20 protein-coding genes and 1 tRNA gene are annotated in these 25,280 nt (G+C 43.5%); 7 read left to right on the top strand and 14 right to left on the bottom strand.

The features are described from left to right. Positions 1–3: 3 nt before the first annotated feature. Both SKC38_RS07560 and SKC38_RS07555 read right to left on the bottom strand, forming a co-directional pair. Entirely contained in the window at positions 4–633 is a 630-nt protein-coding gene (locus SKC38_RS07560) for a Crp/Fnr family transcriptional regulator (protein WP_377976528.1), read from the bottom strand. 81 nt (positions 634–714) lie between these two features. After that, the gene (locus SKC38_RS07555; protein ID WP_377976527.1) at positions 715–1,749 is read right to left on the bottom strand and encodes a Gfo/Idh/MocA family oxidoreductase; all 1,035 of its coding nucleotides are present in this window, start codon (positions 1,747–1,749) and stop codon (positions 715–717) included. Positions 1,750–1,796: 47 nt separating this feature from the next. On the opposite strand from SKC38_RS07555, the gene SKC38_RS07550 reads away from it, so the two are divergent. Together SKC38_RS07550 and SKC38_RS07545 are read left to right on the top strand one after the other, a co-directional pair. Beyond that, on the top strand, positions 1,797–2,801 hold the full coding sequence (locus SKC38_RS07550; protein WP_377976526.1) for a glycoside hydrolase family 43 protein: 1,005 nt from the start codon (positions 1,797–1,799) through the stop codon (positions 2,799–2,801). 22 nt (positions 2,802–2,823) lie between these two features. Continuing rightward, on the top strand, positions 2,824–3,648 hold the full coding sequence (locus tag SKC38_RS07545; RefSeq protein ID WP_377976525.1) for an NAD(P)H-hydrate dehydratase: 825 nt from the start codon (positions 2,824–2,826) through the stop codon (positions 3,646–3,648). On the opposite strand, the gene SKC38_RS07540 is transcribed toward SKC38_RS07545, so the two are convergent. Together SKC38_RS07540 and SKC38_RS07535 are read right to left on the bottom strand one after the other, a co-directional pair. Then, positions 3,640–4,641 (bottom strand): sugar phosphate isomerase/epimerase family protein, encoded by a 1,002-nt coding sequence (locus tag SKC38_RS07540; protein WP_377976524.1) that lies wholly within the window; start codon positions 4,639–4,641, stop codon positions 3,640–3,642. The genes SKC38_RS07545 and SKC38_RS07540 overlap by 9 nt on opposite strands. Before the next feature lie 184 nt (positions 4,642–4,825). Then, complete coding sequence (locus SKC38_RS07535) at positions 4,826–6,337, bottom strand: serine hydrolase domain-containing protein (protein WP_377976523.1); 1,512 nt, start codon at positions 6,335–6,337, stop codon at positions 4,826–4,828. Positions 6,338–6,405: 68 nt separating this feature from the next. Here SKC38_RS07535 and SKC38_RS07530 point away from each other — a divergent pair, with 68 nt between their 5' ends. Continuing rightward, complete coding sequence (locus SKC38_RS07530) at positions 6,406–7,794, top strand: ATP-binding cassette domain-containing protein (RefSeq protein ID WP_377976522.1); 1,389 nt, start codon at positions 6,406–6,408, stop codon at positions 7,792–7,794. Between the two features lie 96 nt (positions 7,795–7,890). Here the strand turns inward: SKC38_RS07530 and SKC38_RS07525 are convergent, their stop codons facing one another. From SKC38_RS07525 to SKC38_RS07505, 5 genes are all read right to left on the bottom strand, one after another. Then, entirely contained in the window at positions 7,891–8,343 is a 453-nt protein-coding gene (locus tag SKC38_RS07525) for a DinB family protein (RefSeq protein ID WP_377976521.1), read from the bottom strand. A 129-nt stretch (positions 8,344–8,472) separates the two neighbouring features. Beyond that, the gene (locus tag SKC38_RS07520) at positions 8,473–9,693 is read right to left on the bottom strand and encodes a M24 family metallopeptidase (protein WP_377976520.1); all 1,221 of its coding nucleotides are present in this window, start codon (positions 9,691–9,693) and stop codon (positions 8,473–8,475) included. Positions 9,694–9,826: 133 nt separating this feature from the next. Next, positions 9,827–9,899, bottom strand: a tRNA-Thr gene (locus SKC38_RS07515). Between the two features lie 62 nt (positions 9,900–9,961). Further along, positions 9,962–11,842, bottom strand: a complete 1,881-nt coding sequence (locus tag SKC38_RS07510) for a DUF349 domain-containing protein (RefSeq protein ID WP_377976519.1) — start codon at positions 11,840–11,842, stop codon at positions 9,962–9,964. Between the two features lie 19 nt (positions 11,843–11,861). Further along, a complete protein-coding gene (locus SKC38_RS07505; RefSeq protein ID WP_377976518.1) occupies positions 11,862–13,340 on the bottom strand; it encodes a glycine--tRNA ligase in 1,479 nt (492 codons plus the stop codon). A gap of 84 nt (positions 13,341–13,424) precedes the next feature. Here SKC38_RS07505 and SKC38_RS07500 point away from each other — a divergent pair, with 84 nt between their 5' ends. Both SKC38_RS07500 and SKC38_RS07495 read left to right on the top strand, forming a co-directional pair. Beyond that, positions 13,425–14,381: a glycosyltransferase family 9 protein gene (locus SKC38_RS07500; RefSeq protein WP_377976517.1), complete on the top strand. Its 957-nt coding sequence runs from the start codon at positions 13,425–13,427 to the stop codon at positions 14,379–14,381. Beyond that, positions 14,375–15,244 (top strand): carbon-nitrogen hydrolase, encoded by an 870-nt coding sequence (locus SKC38_RS07495; RefSeq protein WP_377976602.1) that lies wholly within the window; start codon positions 14,375–14,377, stop codon positions 15,242–15,244. The genes SKC38_RS07500 and SKC38_RS07495 overlap by 7 nt, the downstream gene beginning before the upstream one ends. A gap of 511 nt (positions 15,245–15,755) precedes the next feature. Here the strand turns inward: SKC38_RS07495 and bshB1 are convergent. The 3 genes from bshB1 to trxB are packed head-to-tail and all read right to left on the bottom strand — an operon-like array spanning position 15,756 to position 18,507. Continuing rightward, positions 15,756–16,442 carry a bacillithiol biosynthesis deacetylase BshB1 gene (gene bshB1, locus SKC38_RS07490; protein WP_377976516.1) on the bottom strand — a complete coding sequence of 229 codons (687 nt, stop codon included), beginning with the start codon at positions 16,440–16,442 and terminating at the stop codon, positions 15,756–15,758. 4 nt (positions 16,443–16,446) lie between these two features. Further along, entirely contained in the window at positions 16,447–17,559 is a 1,113-nt protein-coding gene (locus SKC38_RS07485) for a peptidoglycan DD-metalloendopeptidase family protein (protein ID WP_377976515.1), read from the bottom strand. 9 nt (positions 17,560–17,568) lie between these two features. Next, the gene (trxB, locus tag SKC38_RS07480) at positions 17,569–18,507 is read right to left on the bottom strand and encodes a thioredoxin-disulfide reductase (RefSeq protein ID WP_377976514.1); all 939 of its coding nucleotides are present in this window, start codon (positions 18,505–18,507) and stop codon (positions 17,569–17,571) included. A gap of 115 nt (positions 18,508–18,622) precedes the next feature. On the opposite strand from trxB, the gene SKC38_RS07475 reads away from it, so the two are divergent. Then, the gene (locus tag SKC38_RS07475; RefSeq protein WP_377976513.1) at positions 18,623–19,879 is read left to right on the top strand and encodes a cation:dicarboxylate symporter family transporter; all 1,257 of its coding nucleotides are present in this window, start codon (positions 18,623–18,625) and stop codon (positions 19,877–19,879) included. A gap of 13 nt (positions 19,880–19,892) precedes the next feature. Then, positions 19,893–22,169 carry an NADP-dependent malic enzyme gene (locus SKC38_RS07470; protein WP_377976512.1) on the top strand — a complete coding sequence of 759 codons (2,277 nt, stop codon included), beginning with the start codon at positions 19,893–19,895 and terminating at the stop codon, positions 22,167–22,169. Positions 22,170–22,203: 34 nt separating this feature from the next. On the opposite strand, the gene SKC38_RS07465 is transcribed toward SKC38_RS07470, so the two are convergent. After that, positions 22,204–24,045 (bottom strand): M61 family metallopeptidase, encoded by a 1,842-nt coding sequence (locus SKC38_RS07465; protein ID WP_377976511.1) that lies wholly within the window; start codon positions 24,043–24,045, stop codon positions 22,204–22,206. Next, complete coding sequence (locus SKC38_RS07460; protein ID WP_377976510.1) at positions 24,023–25,219, bottom strand: ABC transporter permease; 1,197 nt, start codon at positions 25,217–25,219, stop codon at positions 24,023–24,025. Before SKC38_RS07460 ends, SKC38_RS07465 begins: the two co-directional genes overlap by 23 nt. Positions 25,220–25,280: the final 61 nt, after the last annotated feature.

The raw sequence follows: 25,280 nt of genomic DNA, 5'->3' as shown, positions 1-25,280 counted from the left end.
ATATCACAGTGCTTTCAAATCAATTATCTCGATTTGATTTTTGTTGATTTTGATCTGGCCTTTCTCTGCCAATTTCTTCATGAGCCTTGAAATTACCTCGCGTGAAGAGTTTAATTCCGATGCAATATCTGTAAATGAAACCTTGATCGTATTACTTTTTAAACTCTTTTGATGCTGTTTTAAATACCACAAAAGGCGTTCATCCAAATTTCGGAAGGCGATGTGGTCAAGCGTATCCAATAATTCCTCAAAACGGGAACGGTACGTTTCTAATACGAATTGATACCATGATTTGTATTTAGACGCCCACTCATCCATTAATTCAACGGGTATGGTGAGTACCTCCGTGTCCACCAAAGCCTTTGCCATGATTTGGCTATTCAGATTGCGAGAAGCACAGGTCATGGAAATCGCACAAGCTTCACCTGGGTGGAGGTTGTACATGAATACTTCGTTTCCTTCGTCATCTTCTCGAAAAACTTTGATAATTCCTTTCTTTACCAATACCGCGGAGCGAATGCTTTGGCCTGTTTTCATGAGAAAATCATCGGCCTGAAACTTGCGAATCACGCCTACCTGTTGGATTTTCTTCTTTAATTCAGGCTCGAAGTGGGTTAATATATCTGATTCCATTTGTCTGTTTTCCAAATCCCCAGACTAAAGTCTGTGGTTATTATCTATGTTATTAACCCCAGACTTTAGTCTGGGGAATTCCTAATAAACGATTACTTTTTTCTCCCGACTACTCTCCATCGCCGCATCAATCACCCGCATGCTGTTAATTCCATCTTGTACGGAAACTGCAGGTTTGGCAGCACCGCGTAAAGTTTGGAAAACATTTTCATAAAAGGCCATGAAATTTCCCTTTTCGGAAGGAATGCGCTCAGGATTTCCTCCATCTACTTGCATGACGCCAAAATCCTGTGGGCTTTCTTGACCCCATGAATCACCTTGTGGTTTTCTTCCTGCATCTAAATCGGCCTCTTGGCGGTCGGAACGCGTTTTGATAAAACTACCCAATTTGCCATGCAATTGGAACGCAGGAACAGGTACCTTGAAATAATATCCTGCCTTCAAACGCACGCGCATGTCAGGGTAGTACAATAAAATTTCAAACAAATCCTCCACCTCAGTTCCCGGTCGCGTTTTACGCAAATCCGCAAATACATGTGTGGGATTTCCGAACAAGTGCAGGGCTTGATCGATGATGTGAGGTCCTAAATCGAAGATAATTCCCGCACCAGGTCCTGGAACTTCTTTATGCATTTTAGGAGATTTGGCTCCATTGTACCGATCAAAATGAAATTCAGCTTCTACGATTTCACCTAAATCACCCGATTCATAAACTTTTTTGACGGTTAGAAAATCGGAATCCCAACGGCGATTTTGGAAGACAAAAATATGTTTTCCCACCTCCGTAGCTATTTTTTGTAATGCTAACGCTTCCGCTGTTGAGTTTGTGAAAGCTTTTTCAACCACGACATGTTTGCCCGCTTTTAAAGCCCAGGAAGCATATTCAAAATGCGTGGGGATGGGAGTATTGACAATAATTAATTCGATATCAGCATCTTGTATCACTTCATCCAGAGAATCATACGAATGCGTTCCAGGATAAGCTTTTTGGATGTTTTTTTGACTCCGTTCATAGGAACCCACGAGTTCAAAACCGGGATGAATTTCGAGGAATGGGGCATGAAAAATGCGGCCAGACATTCCATAAGACAATAATGCAGATTGAATTGCTTTCATGGAGTAAAAATAGGAAATTTAGTGCTTTGATATACAAACCTATACCGATGAAAAAAATACTCGTTTTCGCCATATTAAGTTTTGGCGCTTTTGCACAGCAACCGCTCGTTTCACACATATACACTGCTGACCCTTCAGCGCACCTATTTCAAGGAAAAATCTTTATTTATCCATCGCATGACATCGATGCCGGCGTCAAAGAAGATGATATGGGAAGTCATTTTGCGATGAATGATTACCATGTTTTATCCCAAACCAATCCGGCAGGCCCCGTGACGGATCATGGAGTTGCTCTAAAATTAGCCGATGTTCCTTGGGCGGGTAAAATGCTTTGGGCACCTGATGCCGCAGAGGCGAATGGGCAATACTACTTATATTTTCCTGCCAAAGACAAGGATGGCATTTTTCGCATTGGCGTAGCGAGTTCGAACAAACCTGAGGGGTCTTTCAAAGCGGAGCCTAATTACATGCCAGGCACTTTTAGCATTGACCCATGTGTCTTTAAGGATTCGGATGGGTCACATTATCTCTATTTTGGTGGAATTTGGGGTGGCCAATTGCAACGTTGGAAAATGGGGCATTACATGGCAAATGATGATAGCCAACCAGCAAACGATCAACCAGCGTTGATGGCCAAAGTGGCCAAATTAGATCAAAACATGAAGGTCTTAGCTGAGAAACCGCGTGATGTACAGATTTTGGATGCGAATGGAAAAATTCTTCTTTCGTCCGATCATGACCGTCGGTTTTTCGAGGCTGCTTTCGTGCATCAATATAAGGGTAAATACTATTTCTCTTACTCAACAGGAGATACCCATAACATTGCTTATGCAACAGGTTCAAGCCCTTATGGACCTTTTACCTATCAAGGTGTCATCTTAAAACCGGTGAAAGGTTGGACAAACCATCATTCGATTGTAGAACATAATGGAAAATGGTATTTGTATTTCCACGATGTGCAATTGTCGGGTAGAACGCATTTGCGCAACATCAAAGTGACGGAATTAAAATATCGCGGCGATGGATCCATTGAAACGATCACGGCCTATTAATTAAATTCTTATATTTAGGTCTATGAATCGAATAGACCTTCCCTGGATCAATCAAATAAAACATAACAGACAGCCCGATGGACATAAAAAATCCTTCGGGCATGTTTTGATTATCGCTGGCAGTCCGGGAAAAGTAGGTGCTGCTTTATTGTGTGCACGCGCCGCATTACATGCAGGCTGTGGCATGGTGACGGCCATGATTCCAGAAGAAGGTGTGGGGCCGCTTTTATCAAACAGTCCCGAAATCATGTATCGTACGGAAGCCGATTTATCTACAATAAATTTGGAACCCTATGATGCCATTGCCTTTGGGCCAGGTTTAGGATTCTCCATCCAGGTTCGTCGAAATTTGGAGTTTTTATTGCAAAACTATGCGGGTCCTATTGTCTTTGATGCGGATGCATTGACTTTATTGGGTTCATATGAATCCTTAATTTCTCAAGTGAAACCCCATCATATTTTGACGCCGCATCCGGGGGAATTTGCTCGTTTAGGAAGTTTGGAATTTGATGCGTTGAATCGGGAAAAACAGGCATTAGAATTTGTTTCGACGTACTCTTGTCAGTTGTTGTTGAAAGGTGCACCAACTATCGTGGTGACTTCCTCGGGTGAATTATTCACGAATTCGACTGGCAACGATGGGATGGCTACGGCTGGTTCAGGGGATGTGTTGACAGGTATCATCGCCGCCCTATGTGCGCAGGAATATGCACCTGATGTGGCGGTTCGCCTAGGTGCTTACATTCATGGCTTTTCGGGCGATTTGGCGATACAAAAAAAATCGAAGGCCAGTTTGGTGGCCTCCGATTTGATTGATCATTTGAGTGAAATTAGGCTGTTAGACTAAGATTGCCTTCGCGAATTCCACGCATTTTTTAACTTCTGCTACAGCATCAGAACCTGCAGGGATATCGTATTCCAGTTCGATCGTAGCTGGGAATTTGTATTTATTTTTCTTCATAGCCGTTAAAATCTCTTTCAAAGGCGTATCACCTGTTCCCCAAACTAAGTTGCCTGCACCGTGTTCTTTCGACGTACGGTCTTTGATGTGCAAAGAGGTGATGCGATCTTTTTTCGCTTCTAATAAGGCTAATAAACTTGCTGTCGTATGTGGCGCTCCTACAGCGATGTAGTGACCCGCATCCAAGTTCATGGAGTTGTAAGGTGATTGTGCCAATGCTTCATCAAAAGCAGTATCTTTTACTTGTAAATGTGCGTGATATCCGAAATAGATACCGTGTTTTGCACCTAGATCTCCTAGACGTTGGGTTTGTTTCGGGTCTGTAGGTAATTCAACGGTCACCGACTTTGCTCCTAAAACTTTAGCGGATCGCAATGCGTATTCCACTTCAGCATCTGAATTGTTTGGGCCAAAAGCATTTGGTTTATAAGCATACACGCTGATACCAGCTTTGTCCAATTTGGCACGAACTTCCTTGAATTTGTCCATAGAAACCGATTCACGCCATGCTTTCACATCTTCTTGGTATTTTTTCATGGCTGCACGTTGCTCGTCGGTGAACGTAGGACGTGGCTGGCCTGGTACCCAACGAACTTGAACAGGATTTACTGGCTTGCCCGCATATTCTTCCACAGCATCACCCATTAATTCGGTAGCTGAAATGCCTGATTGTGTTAAATATCCAATGATTTCATCGATGGATCCGGGCATGCTTCTGTATGAATAAGTGATGCAGCCGATTTGAACGCCACCGAATTTTGAATCTGGTTTCGCTGATCCAAATGCAAATGTGGCTGGTTTGGCAAATAAAAGGCCTAATGAGGCAAGAGAACCAGCGGCTAAAAATTGCCGACGGGATTGATTGTAATTCTTTTTCATAGGTGTAAAGGTTTATAAATTCAAGTATAGGAATCCTTTTTGATAAATGTATCCTTTGGGGGGAATTTTGCGACGAAATCCCGGTGGATGTAGAGACGCGATACCTCGCGTCTATTCCCCAGGTTAAAACCTGGGGTTATTAAAAACCCTAGGCTTTAGCCTAGGGAATCCACCCGTAGCGTCTCTACATTTTTTTTATCGTGATTTTCGTACTCGGCTCAAACGAATTCACCACTTCGATCACATCCGGTTTCCAAGTAAATGTCCAGTGATGCGGGCTTTCGAAATAGCGCAGCGTGATTTCGATCGATTGGTCTTCCAAAATCCGGTAGCTACCTGCATAATCGAAGGGTGCCTTTTTACCTAAATCCACTCGGGCTGCGCGGAGCATGTATGGCCCCACTAAATTAGATTTCCCAATTCCCCAGGTTCTAAAGCCTAATTTGAAGGTATGTTGGGTAGAATCTTTGGTTTTAATGAGTAATTCAGCCGCATCTCCTTTTGTTTTGATTTGCATGCGCGCAAAATCAAACTGATTCTTTTCTAGGGTAATTGCTGCTTGTACGTTTATGAAAGGAAGTTCATTTGTAGGAGCTTCCAGCTTTCTCGAGGCATTAAATTGCTTTAATGCAGCCAATGCTTTCGGGTTTGGTGCTAAAGCTGTAGGTTGAAAAGCAGGTAATAGATTTTGCCAAACTTGGTTTAAGTCATCTGGTAAATCCTGGGATTCTGATGTAATGATCAACACCGCATCTTGTTCTGGCATCATCAAAATATACTGACCAAAAGCCCCATCTCCACGAAACGAATTATGTCGGCTCCGCCAAAATTGATAACCATATCCTTGAATCCAATCCGCATATTGTCCTGTGGCACGTTTTTCTGCTGTCGCGTCAGGTTCTTGGTCGATTTGCTTACTTGTCGCTTCTGCCACCCAGGAGGCAGGTAGAATTTGTTTGCCTTCAAATTTTCCTTTGTTGAGGTACAGCAAACCCAATTTCGCCATGTCTTCCGTTTTCACGCGAATGCCCCATCCGCCCACGTTGATACCTTTTTGGTCTGATTCCCAATCGATGCCCGTAATATGAAGCGGATCTAATAAACGCGGTTTCAAATAGGCCAAAGTCGTCTCGCCAGTCACTTTTTGTATGATGGCAGAAAGCATGTATGTCGCCAGGGTATTGTAGAGGAATTTGGTTCCTGGTTGGTTCACAATGGGATGATTCAAAAACCCACGAATCCAGTCGGGCTGCATGACAATGACACTGCGAAGGGGTTCCTTTTCGTGGCCCACCGACATGGTCAATAGGTCTTTTACGCGCAAATCCGACAGAAATGGTTTGTCTTTCAGGTCAGCATATTCGGGGAAAAATGAGATCACTTTGTCTTGAACGCTCAGTTTTTTCTCTGCTACCGCGAAACCAATAGCGGTGGAAGTCCAACTCTTGGAGACGCTATACATGGAATGCACTTTATCTCCCGCATAGGGTTTCCACCAGGCTTCTGAAACAACTTTCCCATGCCGAATGAGCATGTAAGAGTGCAATTCGTGGCGTTTGGGATCGATTTTCTCGATGTATTGTTGGATCGCTTCGGAGGAAATCCCTTCTGATTCTGGAGTACTTCGTGGTAAGGATTGCGTAAAGGCTGTAAAGGCCAACAAGCTGATTAGGCCTATTAGGAATAGTTTTTTCATGGTTAATCGGTTTATAGCAGGTTAAATGTATGAAAAATGCGGTAAATTGTTGGCTGTTTAATTCAGCTATGTCGAAAGAAATCGTTGCGCGTGTTAGTCATTTGTCGGCAGCTTATGGTGCCAGCGAAGTTTTAAAAGATATTTCCTTTGAGATTTCGGAGGATGATTGTTTGGCGATTGTGGGTCCCATGGGATCTGGAAAAACGACCTTAGCAAAGGCACTTTCAGGTCGATTATTTCGCAAAGGCGATGTTTGGTTTCAGGGATCTTTTGTTTTGTTTGTGGAACAGCAACACCATTTCAAGAATCGGAGTAATATCTCTGAGTTTTATATGCAGCAGCGGTTTAATTCCTCGGATTCAGAAGATTCCTATACCGTACGAGAAGAATTGGGCGAGTTGGATGTTGCTGAATGGGTGTCGGTATTTGGATTAGAACCCTTAATCGATAAACCCTTATTACAATTGTCGAATGGTGAAAATAAGCGTTTGCAGATTGTGAAGGCTTTGGGACAGCGCCCCGATTGGTTACTATTGGATAATCCTTATTTGGGCTTGGATGTGCAGGGGCGTGCGATTTTATCGGTAGGCTTAGCTCAATTGAAGGCCAAAGGCATTCGTTTTATTTTGTTTTTATCGGGTGGGGATGTGCCTGATTTTGTGACGAATGTATATCATTTGTCGGGTCAATATCCTATAATCCCCATGCTGAAGCATGGGGCTATAAAATATACGGATAACCCCATGCTTCAGCATGGGAAGGAAAAAAATAACCCTAGGCTTCAGCCTGGGGATGTAGGAGATTCCCCGATTGTTTCTCTACGAAACGTCACCATTCGTTATGGAACCAAAACCATTTTGGATCAATTTTCCTGGACGATCAACCGAGGCGAGCGTTGGGTGTTGAAAGGCGCCAATGGAGCAGGTAAGTCAACTTTATTGAGTTTAATTACTGCAGATAATCCTCAATCTTATTCGCAGGATATCAGTTTGTTTGGTCGGCAGCGGGGAAGCGGGGAGAGTATTTGGGACATCAAACGGAATATTGGTTATGTGAGTCCGGAAATGCATTTGTATTTCAAAGAAACAGGAACATGTTTTGCGGTGGTGGCGTCTGGATTATTCGATTTATTAGGTGTGACGCGGAAGGTGAATGCGGAGCAAACGGAGCGCGTCATGCATACTTTGAGCATGTTCGGTTTGGAACATTTAAGCGAACGATCCTTTCATACTTTATCGACAGGAGAGCAAAAGATGATTTTGATTGCTCGGGCCTTTGTGAAGAATCCGCCGCTATTGATTTTGGATGAACCTTGTCAAGGATTGGATCAGGAGCAGGTGAATTTGTTGAAAAGAGTGATTGATGAGTTTGCCGCTAGTACGGGAATGACCTTAATTTTCGTGTCTCATTATGCGGAGGATGTGCCTAATTGTGTTACGAAGGAAATGTGTTTGTAGAGACGCGATACCTCGCGTCTGATCCCCAGGTTAAAACCTGGGGATAAAATATATATGCCCAGACTTCTGGGGCTTAAGACGCGATGTATCGCGTCTCTACACTCCGTATTTCTGAATCATCGCTATCTGCCCCGCATGATAGGCCGTATGTGAAATGATTCTTCCAAAGGCTTCAGCTTTCGTCTTTGTGCCAAATTCTTTCGTGGTAATTTGCGTGGACCAATCTTCTTCAGCAACGGAAGCAATGATGCTTGCGATCGTTTGGCCTGACTCATTCAATAGGCTTTGAATCGCTGATAAATCTGTCCAAACGCCTGTGTCCTTTTGGTCAATGACCGTATGCGCGACAACCTTAACTTCAGAATGGCCAAAGACATTCTTGCAAAAAAGTAATTCCACTTCAGCAATATGCTGTAGGAGAAATCCAATGGAATTTGGTGCGCTATCTAATTTCTTGGATAAATCAGCTTCTGTAATCGTGTTGGTTACTTTACTGAGTCTAGTGCGCGCTTCGATGTAGGCGGCTTGGAGGTGGAGGGAGGTGTTCATGAGATTAGACGTTAGACTTTGGACGTTTGACTGTAGAGACGCGATACTTCGCGTCTACCCCTCAGACTAAAGTCTGAGGTTATGAAGTGAAATGATTTTGTAGAGATGCGAGGTATCTCGTCTCTACGATTAAAATGCTTGGATGATCGAAGGACTCGGTTGGCTAAACCATTTGGGCCCGTTTTCGGTCATGTACACACAATCTTCTAATCGTACGCCAAATTCCCCTGGAATCGCGATGGTGGGTTCAATGCTGAAACACATGCCGACTTGTAGGGGCAATTTGTTTCCTTTGACCATATTTCCCCATTCATGGCCATCCATCCCGATGCCGTGACCGGTTCGGTGGGGTAGACCTGGTAATTTGTATTCCGGGCCAAAGCCTGCTTTGACTAATACATTTCGTGCCGCTAAATCGACATTTTCACAAGGAGCGCCTAAAACCGCCGCCTCGAATCCCGCTTGTTGGGCTCTTTTCTCCAAATTCCAAATATCAATTTGTTTCTGTGAAGGTTCTCCAAAAATCACGGTTCGAGTGATGTCAGATTCGTATCCATCGACTTGGCAGCCGCAGTCCAACATGACCACATCGCCTTTTTGAAGGATTTGCTTGCGTGAACTTCCATGTGGGAAGGAGGTGGCTACTCCAAACGTAACCGATGCAAAACCATGTTGGGCCCCTAATTCTGTATGTTTTTGCGCAATTTTTTGACTGATTTGACGCGGGTTACAGCCTTCTGTTAAGGCAGCGATACCGGCTTGGATGGCAAGGGTCGTAATGTCATTGGCCTTTTGCATTAAGGCAATTTCTGCTGGTGATTTGATGAGTCGGCAAGTAACCGACACCGGGTCGCCACTCACTAGTTGAAATTGTTTTCCGGCCTTTTGGAGACCGTTCGAGATAAAGAAGCGCGTTTGTTCTTCGATGCCAATTTGGCCTGATTGAAAACCAAAATCTTGAATCGTTTTGATGCAGAGTTGAAATGGGTTTTCGTCTTCGTGCCAGGTGCGGACCTGCTTGCCCACTTTGATTAATTCGAGCAAGCGATCTTCCTCGAAATAAGGGCAGATGTAGGTTATTTCTCCTTTGGCGGGAATAATGACCAACATCGATCGTTCACTTGGATACCAGGCTAGCCCGGTGAAATATTGCATGGAAGTGCCCGCATCAAGAATTAATGCGACCATATTGTTTTTTTGAAGCAGCTCTTGCGCTTTACTAATGCGTTGCAAGCGTTCTTCTACGCTTATCGGTGAAGCTTCGAAAGGAGCTTTCGTATATAGGCTTGCGTTGCTCATTAGCGCAGAGATGCCAATGGAGCTTTTGATGAAGTCGCGACGTTGAATCATGGAATAGATTATTTCAGGCAATTTAATGAATTGCAAGAAAGCAAACCATAACTAGTGTCAAAATGCATTCGATTTATTTAAATTCTTGTTTTATGGCAACAAAAAAGCCCGACATTTCTGTCGAGCTTATCAGAGCCTCCTGTCGGGATCGAACCAACGACCTACTGATTACAAATCAGTTGCTCTACCAGCTGAGCTAAGGAGGCGCATTTCCGTTTACAAAAGTAGTATTATTCTCCTAAATCGCAAAACTGAATCTCAAAAAAAATTAACTTTTTTTCAATTTTTCTAATTCTTTTTCCGCCGCAGCAATTTTCTTTTCTACCTCCCCACGCAGTTTTTCGCTGTTTTTCGACTTCGCAAAGAACTCTAAGTTGTTGGTTAACACCGCAATATCATTTTCCAAAGCTTGGATTTTTTTGCGTGAATCAGCCGATGGTGCAGAAGATTCTGGACTTGCCGACTCCGTCTTCAAGGACTTCAATTCAAAGCCCCAAGCCGCTAATTGCTCCTTCGGTTGTGTTCTCGCCAAATCAATCAAGGCATTCCAAGTCTTGCGGAATGATTCTTGCATATCTTTCACGTTCTTCTTCGGTACGAATCCAATCGCATCCCAAGCTGCTTTCACCTCGCCTAAACGTGCTAATAAACTAGCATCCTTCAACATGCCTTCCATTTCTGCCAAAATAGCTTGCTTCGCCGTTAAATTTGCATCCATCTCCGCATCTTTCGCTCCTTTAGAAGCTGAACGCTTTAAGTTGAAATATGCATCGCATGCCGCTTTGAATTTGGCATAAATACTATCTTTTTGTTTCTCTGGTACATGACCGATTTCCTTCCACTTCTTCTGTAAGTCGATCACCGTTTGCGTAATCTCAGGTGTTTCGGTTCCTACCGCTACAATGCCCTCTACTTGTTCGATCAATTGCTGTTTCGCCGCTAAATTAGCCTTACGTTCCGCATCAATCTTACCGAAGAAATCACTTTTATGCTTAAAAAAGGTCTTTAAATCAGCCCAAAACTGATGGCTCACTTCTTTACCTCCCTCACGTGGTAAACCTCCTTTTAATTTGCCCCATTGCTCTTGCAAAGCCAAAACAGCTTTAGAAGCCTGGTTCCACTCCGATATCGATGTTGACTGAAAGCTTGCATATCCATGCATCAATCCTGCCAATTCCTTTTTAATCTTTAAATTTTCTTCAAATACGGCTTTATTCGCATCTTGAATTTGACGCTTCTGCTCAAACAAAACATCCAACGATTTCTTCACACGTTGCCACATGGCCTCATTTTCCTCACGGTGCGCTGGGCCTATGTGCTTGTATTCATTGAACAATTCCTCGGCTTCTTTCAATAAAACGGGCAAATTTGTCGCTTTAGCCACTGCCGCAGCTAATTTTTCTAATTTGGCTGCAATGATTTCTTTTGCCTGTAAATTCTTCTTACGATCTAGCTCGAGCAATTCAAAGAAGATAGAACGGTTCGAATAAAAACGATCTACCAAGGCATGATAAGACTGCCAAAGCGTTTGGTTCATCGGTCCTTGAACCGATCCCAATCCTTTCCATTCCTCCTGAATTTTCTTGAATGCTTTGAAACTCGCATTCACATGGGCAGGATCTCCATTATCATCTTTGTCAACTAAATCACGCAATTCATTAATTAAACGAGTCTTTCCTTCTAATGCTTTTTCTCTAGCCTTCTCCAAACCTTGAAAAAATGCTTGCTTTTCGGTCCGAATGTGGTTAATCAATTGATCTACCGCATGAACGGCCTCATCTTTAAAATCAAATCCCTCATCGGTTCCGTCATTAGCCGCTTTGAATGCTTCAATGGCCGCCTGCTTTTCCGCTTGTTTTAATTGGCTCCAAGCTTCTTTGACTTCTTTTGTGATTTCATCCACCTTTTTATAGGTTCCAGGATGGGCATGTTCCGACACGATGTCTTTGATTTTCCCAAAATACTTCAGGAAATTATCTTTCGAAGCGACCGCAAAGTCAAATAGGGGATAGCTTACTTCCTTTTCAGGTGCTGGTGCTTCCACTTCTTTGGCAAGCATTTCGCTTGTCTCCGCCGCTACGGGTGTTGTTTCCTCCACCTTGATTGGCTCGATGGCTTCGTTTTCTGCTGGATTTTGATCAGTTGTCATGTCGTCGTTGTTTGCGTTTTTAAACTAATTTTTCAAAAATACGCTCCATCGATACCGCATGGCCTAATTTTTCCTTTAGGTCTGCGATAGAAATGCGCTCTTGGCTCATCGTATTGCGATCACGAACCGTTACAGTCTGATCTTCCATGGTTTGGTAATCTACCACCACGCAATACGGCGTTCCAATTAAATCTTGACGAGTATAGCGCTTGCCTATCGCTCCTCCATCGTCGTAGGTTGTATTAAAGGCAAATTTCAGTTGATTCGTAATTTCTTGTGCTTTCTCCGCCAATCCATCTTTCTTCACCAATGGCAATACGGCCACCTTTGTAGGTGCCAATGCCGGATGAATATTCAAATAAACGCGTTGTTTTAAGCTTTCTCCTTCACCCGTCGTTTCCTCTGTATAAGCATTGCACAAAATGGCCAAGAACAAACGATCAGCTCCCACCGATGTCTCTACTACATAAGGGATGTAGTTTTGATTGATTTCTGGGTCAAAATACTGTTGCTTTTTCTTTGATAATTCTTGGTGCGCTTTTAAATCAAAGTCGGTCCGTGAATGAATTCCTTCCATTTCCTTAAAACCAAATGGAAACTTATATTCAATATCCACTGCCGCATTGGCATAGTGGGCTAATTTATCGTGATCATGGAATTTCAAGGAGTCAGCTGGTAAGCCTATTGCCTGATGAAACTTCATACGCGTTTCTTTCCATTTATTGTACCATTCCATTTCCGTGCCAGGGCGTACAAAGAATTGCATTTCCATTTGTTCAAACTCCCGCATGCGGAAGATGAAATTACGTGCAACAATCTCATTACGGAAGGCTTTACCAATTTGGGCGATACCAAAAGGTACCTTCATACGGCCCGTTTTTTGCACATTTAGGAAATTGACGAAAATCCCTTGTGCTGTCTCCGGACGTAAATAAATCAAGGACGCATCTTCCGAAACGGCACCTACTTGGGTTGAGAACATCAAGTTGAACTGACGAACTTCGGTCCAATTGGCCGTCCCTGAAACAGGACATTTAATGTTTTGATCAATGATTAATTGGCGAACCGCTTCTAAATCTCCCGCATCCAATCCTTTTGCCATCGCTTGCATTAACGCTTTCGCCTCATCTGCTTTGCCTTCATCTTCCAAAGCTGCTGCGCGCTCTTCTAACAACGTATCAGCCCGGTAACGCTTCTTGGAATCTTTGTTGTCAATCATTGGATCATTGAATGAATCCACGTGTCCTGATGCCTTCCAAGTTAAGGGATGCATGAAAATAGCTGCATCCAAGCCTACAACGTTGTCATTCAACATCGTCATGGCTTTATACCAAACGTTTTTTAAATTATTCTTTAGTTCTACGCCATTTTGACCATAATCATACACAGCTTGTAAACCATCGTAGATTTCAGATGATGGAAATACGAAGCCATATTCTTTGGCGTGTGAAATTATATCCTTAAGTGCTGAGGCGGTATCTTGTTTTTTCTGCTCCATGTAATCATTCAATTAAGCATGCAATTTACCGAAAAGAATGAAAGAGAATAGATTTTTCTTAATTTTGCGAGGTATTTTTTTTCCATGCAGAAAATCCTTTGTATTCGTTTTTCGTCCATCGGTGACATTCTTTTGACCACGCCAATTATCCGCGTGCTCAAAGCGCAATTCCCAAATGCCAAAATTCACATTGCCACGAAGGCATCCTTCGCTCATTTATGGGATGGAAATCCACATGTCGCACAAGTGCATGGTTACCAAGGTAATCTATGGGAATTTGCCGCTGAGCTTCGAAAAGAGGGTTTTGATAAGGTATATGACCTGCATAAAAACCTACGTTCGCACATGCTTTGTCTGCTGTTAGGAAAATTTCCCAAGCAGATCAATAAATATACGGCAGCGCGCAAAGCCTTTGTTCAAACGAAATTGAATACCTTGCCTGGACATCTGGTGGATCGCAATTTTGCTTCATTGGGATTGTCGCCTGATGTAAAAGGTCTTGATTATTTTATACCTGCCGCGGCGCAAGTCAAACTTGCCGATTACGGAATTAAATCGCCTTATGTGCTTTTTGCGATTGGTGCCGCGCATCAAACCAAAGTACTTTCTTATCCTAAAATGATTGAATTGATCGATTCGATAGATCATCAGGTTGTGCTGATTGGCGATGATTGGGATGAGAAAATCGGATATCGTTTAGCGACGCTTTTTCCGGAGAAGGTTTTAAATCTTTGTACGAGAACAAGTATAGCACAGAGTGCATCCTTGATCCAACAAGCCGCAATGGTCATTACGCATGACTCATCCATGATGCATGTGGCTGCGGCGCTCAAGCATCCTAATTTGTTTACGATTTGGGGAAGTACGCATCCGGGTTTAGGGTTTACACCCTACCAAACGGCGTTTACTGCGGTTGAAAATACGAATCTGGCTTGTCGGCCTTGCTCGACTCAGGGTTCAAATGTTTGTCCTTTGGGACATTTTTCTTGTCTGAATTCATTGGATTTAACGGTGCTGAAAGGTGCCGCCCAAGCATTATGAAAAACATCAAATTTGCCTTATTGCAATTGACTTGTTCGGAGGACGTGCAAGCGAACCAACAGAAAACGGAAGCTAAAATCCGAGAAGCAGCTGCACAAGGTGCTCAGGTGATTTGCTTGCAGGAATTATACCGTTCCGTGTATTTTTGTCATAAACAAGATGCCGCTTATTTCGATTTGGCAGAAGCGATTCCAGGGCCAGGAACGGATACTTTGCTAGCGCTTGCCCAAGAATTAAACATTGTCATTGTTGCATCTTTGTTTGAAAAACGCAGCAAAGGGGTTTATCACAATACCTGTGCGGTACTCGATTATGCCAAAGGCTACCTAGGTAAATACCGTAAAATGCACATTCCTCAAGATGCCGGGTATGAGGAGAAATATTATTTCACGCCTGGAGATTTAGGTTATCAGGTCTTCGATTCGAGCTATGGTAAATTAGGCATTTTAATTTGTTGGGACCAATGGTACCCTGAAGCTGCCCGTTTAACTGCCTTGAAAGGTGCGGAGGTATTAATTTACCCCACGGCTATCGGTTGGGATAATCAAGAACCAAGCAGTGAAATCAATCGCGAACAATACCAAGCATGGCAAACTGTTCAGCGCGGACATGCGGTGGCGAATGAAGTTCCTGTGATTGCGGTCAATCGGGTTGGCGAAGAAAATGGTCAAACTTTCTGGGGCGGTTCTTTTGTGAGCAATGCTTTCGGTCGGGTGATTTACCAAGCGCCTCACAATACGGAGGAAGTAGCTGTGGTTGAAATTGATTTAGATGCACAGGAACAATACCGACGTATTTGGCCGTTTATGCGGGATAGAAGGATTGATTCGTTTGGGGATATTACGAAGAGGGTGATTGATTAGTCGTCAGTCGCTAGTCACTAGTCGTCAGTCGCAAGTCACTAGTCGTTTGTGATTAGTCCGAAGTCCGGAGTCCGAAGGGAGTTGGGAACTCTTATTTCTTCACTCTAATTTCAGTGGGCAGTGATCAGTTGTCAGTGATTAGTCCGGAGTCCGAAGTCCGAAGGGAAACAATTAGTTCTTAACTCTTAACTCTTAGTTCTTAACTCTACGTTCTTCACTGTAACGTCTAACGTCTGCATTTAGTCGTCAGTCACTAGTCGCTAGTCGTCAGTGATTAGTCCGAAGTCCGTAGTCCGAAGGGAGTTGGGAACTCTTATTTCTTTACTCTAAAGTCAGTGACCAGTTGTCTGTTGTCAGAGATTAGACCAAAGTCCGGAGTCCGAATGATGGGGGAACTCTTATTTCTTCACTCTAATTTCAGTGGGCAGTGATCTGTTGTCAGTGATTAGTCCGGAGTCCGAAGGGAAACAATTAGTTCTTAACTCTTACCTCTTAATTCTTAACTCTTAACTTACAATTTCATAGAAATTGTCGCCTGCGTCTGAAATCCCTCCCCATATTTCACCCCAATCTTATGTCCCATTTCTTGAGCACGGGCTTCGATGAAAGCTAGGAAATCAGGGCTAGAAATGTAAGATGCTGGTTCGGAGGAATTAGGGTCAAAAAATTGACTCTTGAAGGCACGGATTGCGGCTTCTTTTGTTTCCCAATGTGCGGAAATATCCACAACAAAATCGGGTTTTAAATAGCGATCTTGGATGTAATGATAGACATGTTTCGGTCTCCAAGGGGCTAAACCCGTTTCGATTTTACGTAAGCCACTCAAAAAACAGGCATCAATGGCCAATTGCGCACCCTTGCCATGATCGGGATGTCGATCTTCCAATGCGTTTGCTAGCACGATGTCTGGTTGGTATTTTCGGATTGCTTGGATGAGTTTTAATTGACTTTCGCGATTGTTTTGGAAAAAACCATCCGCTAATTCTAAATTTTCACGTGCATGGATTCCTAAGATTTCGCTTGCCGCCGCTGATTCTGCTAAACGGATTTCAGGCGTGCCACGAGTACCTAATTCACCACGGGTAAAGTCGACAATCCCTACTTTTTTCCCTTGCGCAATTGCCGATACAATAGTTCCTGCCACGGCTAATTCCGCATCATCCGGGTGGGCTGCTAATACAAGTATGTCTAGTTTCATGGGCTTAGTGAATGCGTAGGCGCCTTCCTGCGCGGATGGTTGAGGTCATGCGCAAACCATTCAATTTGGCTAATTTACTCGCCGATACCCCAGCGCGTTGTGCGATGGAATATAAAGAATCTCCCGAACGGACTTTGGTCCATACTTTACGTCTGCTGCGAATTTTCTCCCCCGCACTACCATATTCGTTACGTAAGGATAAGGCACGGATGTTGAAGGTTTGGGCGGTGATTAATAAATGGTCCGACAAAGGTTCTCCGGTTCCAAAATTATATACTTGATTCGGGTTGAATGGATTTCCTTCGTAGCGTGTTTCAAAGTGCAGGTGGGATCCTGTACTCCGACCGGTATTGCCGCCTAATCCAATCTCATCGCCGGCTTTAACAAAGGTTCCTGGTTCTAAACCTTGTTTGGACATGTGACCAAATAAAGTCTCTAGTCCATTGTAATGGCGTAAAACCATGTATTTCCCATAGCCACCTCCGTCATAATTCACCACGCGAACGATGCCGTCAAAGGGTGCATAAATCGGGTAGCCTGTCTCTAAATCCAAGTCGACACCCGCATGCAAACGTCCCCAACGCGGTCCAAAAGGACTGGTTTGTTTTACTACTGCTAATGGTTGAGCCCAATTTCGACCCGCTGGTAAATTGTACAATTCCAAATCCACTGGCTCGTCGAATTCTTTGGCATTGATGTCGTATGGATCAATGCTCTTGGTATCCCAAATCGAATAATAAGAAGCAACAGAAACGAAATCTTCCGAACCCACAGGCGCATTTTCTTCCTCAATTTCCACCACCAAAGCTTCACCTTCATCAATCGATGTCGTATCGAAATTACTGATGCTAGGATTGATGATTTTCAAAGGTTCGTATTTGCGCTCCTGTAATTCAGATCCTTGAATTGCCGTCGCCGTACTTTCACTTTCTGTCCGAAAGGTCAAGGGTGGCAAATCATCCAAATCATCCTTTTTGGCCGATTTATCCTGGTATAAAGAGGAGCTAGGCTTGGATTCGATTTTGGTATTTTTCTTGAAAAGCTTTTTTTCTTGGGCATACGTGCTCAGGGTCACGAAGACCATGCACATGCCCAGAATGATTTTGCTAAAATTCATATAGGTATTTTAGTGTAAATTGTTGGCCGCCAACCATCTTTCGGCGTCCAAAGCGGCCATACAACCACTTCCTGCGGCTGTAACGGCTTGTCGGTAAGTCGTATCTTGCACATCTCCACAAGCAAAAACACCTGGAATATTTGTACGTGAACTTCCTTTTTCTGTGATTAGGTATTCTTGCGCATCCATGTCCAATTGGCCCTTGAAAATGCTTGTATTCGGTTGGTGACCAATCGCCACAAAGAAACCTGTCAAGGCAATTTCTTCGGTTGCTTGGGTGACGTTGTTTTTAATGCGAATTCCCGTTACGCCATTGGCATCACCTAAAATTTCTTCTGTTTCAGAATTCCAGTGAATGGTAATTTTTGGGTTATTTTTCACACGCTCTTGCATGATTAACGAAGCGCGCATTTGATCTCTACGTACGATTAAATGCACTTCTGTACATAAATTCGCCAAATAACTAGCTTCCTCAGCAGCGGTATCGCCGGCTCCTACGACAGCAACTGTTTGATTGCGATAGAAGAATCCGTCACACACCGCACACGCTGAAACGCCTAAGCCATTGAATGTTTTCTCGCCTTCGAGTCCCAACCATTTTGCGGATGCACCTGTGGCAATAATCACTGAATCAGCAAGGATTTCAGTTGTATCGTCAATCCACACTTTCTTCGGTTGGCTCGTAAAATCTACCTTTGTTGCCATACCATAACGCACATCGGTTCCGAAACGTTTGGCTTGGTTTTCTAAATCCACCATCATCGCGGGACCGTCTATTCCATTTGGATATCCTGGGAAATTATCCACTTCGGTTGTCGTGGTTAATTGGCCACCCGGTTGGCCTCCTTGATACATCACAGGCTGTAAACCTGCACGTGAAGCATAAATTGCGGCGGTATAACCCGCTGGACCCGACCCGATAATAAGGCACTTAATGGAATTCGACATAGGTAAAAATTGGAATAAAATGAGTCTGTAAATTTCGGTAAATAAGCTTACAATCGCAAACCTCGAATTTCTCCTTTTTGTTCCTTACATTTGTTAGATAACCTCACTTTAACGTATGATTCGTAAAAATATTACACATAATCTGACATTCTGGGTTCTGTTATCTATTCTGATTGGTGTATTAGTCGGTCATTTTTTTCCAGAAATAGCCTTACACACCGTCTTAACGGAGAAAGTCAGTTATACGTTCTTAGGTACCGAAATTTCCATCGGTAAGACCTTGAGCGAGGTGCTCTCGGGTGTTTTTATCAGTTTAGTCAAATTATTCATACATCCCATTATCTTCTTGACGATCAGTTTAGGGATTGTCAACATGGGGAATTTAAAAAAGGTGGGACGTGTAGGTGGCAAAGCTTTATTGTATTTTGAGGTCGTAACGACTTTGGCACTGATTATTGGTTTGGGCGTTTCGCATTTATTAACTCCGGGCGAGGGGGTTATTCGGTCGGAAATTGCCGGTGGTGATATTTCGAAATTTACCCAAAAAGCTGCTTCGTTTAGTTGGATGATCTTTTTGAAAGAGAATTTTACCATTCAGGTCTTAGGCTTCTCTTTGTTTTTTGGATCCTTTTTAAATTTCGTTCGCGGAAAAGTGCGTATGATTGCCGGCATGCACCAAGCGGAACATTGGGTTTTCTGGGGCTTGAAAAAGGTGATGTATTTAGCTCCTTTGGGTGCTTTGGGAGGTATGGCTTATACGATTGGTAAATTTGGAATTCATTCTTTATTACCGCTCGCCAAACTAATGGTTTCCGTTTATGCGACCATGGGAATCTTTATTTTCGTCGTTTTGGCTATCATCATGCGTAGTTGCGGAGAACGAATTACCGCATTCTTGAATTACATCAAAGAAGAATTATTGATCGTATTAGGAACCTCATCTTCTGAAGCGGCCTTACCATCCTTAATGAAAAAATTGGAACGAATGGGTTGCTCCAAATCGGTCGTGGGCCTTGTCGTTCCTGCCGGTTATTCGTTTAACCTCGATGGAACGAGTATTTATTTATCCATGGCCACCTTGTTTTTAGCACAGGTATACGGAATCCAATTAAGTTTTGAACAATTATTAACCATCATTGGCGTATTGATGGTTACGTCCAAAGGTGCTGCCGGGGTTACGGGTAGTGGTTTTGTGGTATTAGCCTCTACGCTAAGCGCCTTGCAGGTTATTCCATTGGAAGGTCTCGCATTATTACTAGGTGTGGACCGATTCATGTCGGAAGCCCGCGCCATCACCAATTTTATTGGAAACGGGGTAGCCACCATTTGGCTCGCCAAACACGAAGGAGAATTTCATCAACCAGAAGCCTAATATATAAACGTTTATGTCCACTTCATCCATTTTAAAAGAAGATGCCCTCGAATACCACGCAGGTGGGAAACCGGGGAAAATCGAAGTAAAACCAACAAAATCTACAGCAACCCAACGGGATTTATCACTTGCTTATTCCCCCGGAGTTGCCGAACCATGCTTGGAGATTGCGGCCAACATTGAAAAAGTATATGATTACACGGCCAAAGGTAATTTGGTAGGTGTTATCTCCAACGGTACGGCCGTTCTTGGTTTGGGAAACATCGGTCCCGAAGCCAGTAAACCGGTCATGGAAGGGAAGGGGGTACTTTTCAAAGTATTCTCAGATATCGATGTATTTGATTTAGAATTGGCTTGCACGGATCCCGATCAGTTCGTGGAGACGGTTGTCAACTTAGAACCTACTTTCGGAGGGATTAACTTAGAAGACATTAAGAGTCCCGAATGCTTTGAGATTGAAGATAAATTAAAGAAGCGCCTCAAGATTCCGATCATGCACGATGACCAGCACGGTACGGCCATTATTTCTTCGGCAGCCTTGATTAATGCCTTGGAGATTGTAGGGAAGAACATCGAAGATGCACGTTTTGTGATCTCAGGTGCAGGTGCAGCTGCTATTTCCTGTGTGAAACTCTACTTGAAATTGGGTGCCCGTATTGAGAATTTCTACATTTTTGATAAAGACGGATTGGTATCCAAAGATCGTACCGATTTAAATCCCTATGTCGCTCCGTTGGCGGGCCCTGCCGGTAAACTGGTGACATTAGCAGAAGCGATGCAAGGTGCGGATGTCTTTTTAGGCTTGTCGGTGGGCAATATTTTAAAGCCTGAAATGGTCGCGACGATGGCGGCCCAACCGATTGTCTTTGCGATGGCGAACCCTACGCCGGAAATCGGATATGAGGAAGCAAAAGCCGTTCGTGAGGATCTCATCATGGCCACAGGTCGTTCGGATTTTCCAAATCAAGTGAACAATGTCTTAGGATTTCCATTCATTTTCCGTGGGGCGCTCGATGTCCGCGCAACCGAGATTAACGATGAAATGAAATTGGCCGCAGCCAAAGCACTTGCTTGCTTGGCGAAAAAGCCAGTTCCTGATATCGTGAATTTGGCCTACAATGAAAAGAGCTTGTCTTTTGGCCCTGATTACATCATTCCAAAACCGGTTGATCCTCGTCTCATTACGACGGTGTCCATGGCCGTTGCGAAAGCAGCGATGGAGTCTGGCGTTGCGACAAAACCAATCACGAATTGGGAGGCCTATGAATTGCAATTAGCGAAACGCCTTGGCTTGGATAACCAAGTCATGAAGTTTATCCTGAAGCGGGCGAAGAGCAAACCGAAACGTATTCTATTCGCGGATGCGGAAAACTTGAAGGTTTTGAAAGCGGTTCGCGAGGTGCTCGACGAAGGGATTGCGAAACCCATTTTATTAGGCTCCCGCGAAAAGATTCAAGCGATTTGCGAAGAAAATCATTTGGACTTAGGGAATACCGAAATCATGGATTTCAAACATGCCGATAATGCGGACCTAATTGCGGAGTTTGCCGAACTGTTCTATGAGAAACGGAAACGGAGAGGGGTGACGCGCTGGGAGGCCAACAAACAAGTGCGGAAGAGTAATTATTTCGCCGCGATGATGCTGGAAACAAATCGCGCCGATGGCGTGATCTCAGGCTTAACGAAAAACTATCCGGAATCAATCCGACCAGCCTTGCAGATTATTGGTAAGCAAAAAGGAGTAAAGAAGGTGTCGGGTATGTATTTATTGCTTTCGAATAAGGGACCTTTGTTCTTTTCGGATACGACGGTCAACTTCGAACCGAGTGTTGAGGATATTGTCGAGATTACTGAATTGACTGCCAAAGCCGTGAAGCGATTTAATATCATTCCAAGGATTGCATTATTGAGTTACTCGAACTTCGGTTCGGCCGATGGAGCGGATGCCATTAAAATGCGTCAGGCGACTCAAATCTTGCAAGAGAAACATCCGGATTGGATTATCGAAGGGGAGATGCAAGCGCATTTAGCGTTTGATAAGGAATTACGCCAACAAAATTATCCTTTCGCTGCTTTGGGTAATGAAACGGCGAATACTTTAATCTTCCCGAATTTGTCGGCCGCTAATATTGCCTACAATTTATTGAAGGAAGCAGCTGATATCGAATATGTAGGTCCTATTTTATTGGGCTTAGGGAAACCAACGCATATACTCCAGTTAGGTGCGAGTGTCCGAGAAATCGTCAATATGGTCGCCATTGCTGTTGTCGAGGCACAATCACCTCAGTAAATTCAGAATCCTCGGCGAATTCGCCGGGGATTTTTTATTGCATCCAGTTAGCTCGTAAGTCTAATTGTTCTTTGCTTGGATTTTTAACAGATCGGATGGCTTGTCGGCTTGCTTGCTGAATCACAAAATAGGGTGCTTTCAAGTGCATCGTTTGGTAATTTCCATCAGCACCTTTACGCGCAATATCCCAAGCCAAGGTATCTCCTGGTTGAATGATTTGCAGGATTTTCTGCGTGTTCTTAACGAAGTTCTCGATGTCGGTAGGTAGGCCATTAATAGCGACCAACTCATCTTTAGCTTGCATGCCCATCAATTTTCCAAGCGAATTGATAGCTGAATTAGATTGAATGATAGCCCTTTTGGTTTCTGTGTTGATCGATAAGCCTTGCGGGTCGAAGCCCAAGGTTTTCGCATCTTCTTGTTGGTTCGCATCCCACGTATATCCCAATTGCTGTAACCAGGATTCGATGGGTAATGGCTGAGTTCCTGCTACGTAAGCTTTGAAAAAGTCTTTGAGCGCAGGGAGTTTCGTAATCTGAATGATTTTATCAAATAGCTGATCGTCCTGAAAGGATTTGGTAGGTCCAAATTCCTTGGATAAGGCTTGAAGCAACAATTGGTTATTCCATTTGCCATGGCTTAGTTGGCGTAATGTCAAATCCAACCCAAACCCGATCAAGGCCCCTTTTTGGTACACATTGGCATATTGATCCTTGTATTTCCCTAGGACCAGTTTACTCATGTTGGTAAAGGAAATATCTTGTTTGAATTGCATCTCCATCGTTTCTTTCTTTTCCTGAATGGTGCGGAAGAAAGCATCACTATCAATCAGTTTTCCTTGCAATTGCATGTGATGGGCGGCATATTCGGTCAGCCCTTCGTAGAGCCATAGGTGCTGAGACATCTTTGGATTCATGAAATCGAAATTACCAATTTCCTCCGAGTGGATGGACAGCGGCGTGATGATGTGAAAAAACTCATGCGCGCACACATCGCGAATCGTTTGGCCTAATTGGTCAATCGTCCCTTCCGGTAAATAATAGAAAGAGGAGTGGCTATGTTCCAAAGCGCCAAAACTTCCCCCTTTCAAATTATCCGAAAGTACAATGATGAAAGCATAGCGCTTCACAGGAAATTTACCTCCTAGATAATTGCGTTGCGCAATCAACATGGGGCGAATGTTTTCGGCAATTTGTTTCGCGCTAATCGTGTGGTTAGGGGAATAGACAGATACAAGGATTTGTGTGTCGCCAAATTGTAGATTGGTCGTATCCGCTTCCGAATACATAATGGGCGCGTCTACCAAACTTTGATAATTGAGACTCGTAAAAACATCCTTATTCCCTTTTCCTGTATTGACCAATGAGGTAGATCCAAATAATTGGCTTGGTTTATCAATGCTCACCTGTACCGGTAAGGTAGATAGACCTTCTACATAACCTAAAAATCCATGCACATTGAATGCGACCATCGTATCTGCTTGGATATTTGTCCCTGCGGGTTCAAAGATGTATTCGCCTTTGATTTCCGGGCTATCCCAGGTGTCATTCACCGAATAGCTGATGTGGTCGAGTAAATTGGCTTGTTCAATTAAATATTGATTGACGTTTTTTTGTTTGATTGGGAGACTTTTTCCATCCTTGGCAATGGCCTTGAAGTCTTGAATGTATCTGCCAAAATCATAATTCGAATAGGTTCCAGGAACTTGTTTAGGAAAGGAAAAAACGATGCTGTTGGACTGTTGCTTGGGTAGCGTTACTTGCACAGGAACACGGTCATGCTGAATGTGCTGTAAATCCACGTGGTAGCGAATTCCTTGACCCCAACTAGCCGTAAAGACTATACAAAACAGGCTAATTTTTATAATTAATCGCATCTTTTAATTCAATTTTTTTGATCAATTGGGTCGGAATGTAAATCATGACACTCACGAGCAACATGGTACCTAGGTTGACCAAGATCCAGGTGATGGCGTCCCATTCGATGGGAACGGCCGACATATAATAGTTCTCTGGATCCAAAGGTATCAGTTGGTAAGTCGCTTGTAAATAACAAAATCCCGCGGCCAATACATTGGCAAATCCTAAACCCCGTAGCAAGATGAAGAACCCATTCCACCAGAATATGTTTCTAATTTGTTTTTGGCTAGCGCCTAAAGCGCTTAATAAGCCAATCATGGGAACGCGTTCCATGATCAATACCCATAAGGTGGCGATTAGATTAAAGCAGGCAACGAGCATCAATAAACTGATGAAAATGATGATGTTGCGGTCGAGCATTTTCATCCAATCATAAAGTGCGGGATACAATTCTTCGCTCGTTTCTAATTTCCAATCGTGCGGTAAGGTGTTCAAGATACTTTGCGGCGAAATGGGTTTGGCCAAATGAATTTCATAGGTGCCAATGGAATCTGCCGTCCATTGATTCATTTTTTGAACCCAAGCGCGATCTGCTAATACCATGAGCTTATCCATTTCCTCGAGTCCTGTTTCATAAATCCCGCTTATATGTACTTTACGCGGCCTTTCCGGTTGGCTTAAAAAATATAGAATCAACGATTGATTGAGTTTCACCTTGAGTTGTTTCGCCAAACTCTTACTGAGGATAATATCTTGTGGGTTTTTAATCGTTGAACTGCCGACAAGCATGTTGGCTTGAATTTGCGTTTGGGGCATATCGGAGCCAATGCCTTTAATCACGACGCCTGACATATTTTCTTTGCCAACGATAATGCCCGGTTTTTGAACATGTGCTTGCAGGTGGTCGACGCCGTCAATCGATCTAATTTGCTTCTCCCATGCTAAATTTCGGGACATCGGAGATTCGGAAAGCGAGTGATTGGCAGAGATTTGTGAGACGCGCATATCGCCAGAAAAGCTGATCATCTTATTGAGAATCGCTTTTTTGAATCCGAAAAGAATCGAAAAGGCAATTAAAATGATTCCGGCTCCCAGGGCAATAGTTCCGATGCCCACATAGGTCACCGTCTTGGAAAAAGATGTGTCTTGGGTACTTCGAATTCGCCTGGCAATAAATAATGGGAAATTCACCGGTTTCTTATTTCTAAATTTTATCGGATATTTGGTCAATCTAAACCAACGCGCAAAGAAA

Origin of the sequence: Aquirufa echingensis (assembly GCF_042714525.1) — a bacterium.
Lineage (GTDB): Bacteria > Bacteroidota > Bacteroidia > Cytophagales > Spirosomataceae > Aquirufa > Aquirufa echingensis.
This window is presented reverse-complemented; position numbering and strand designations above follow the sequence as displayed.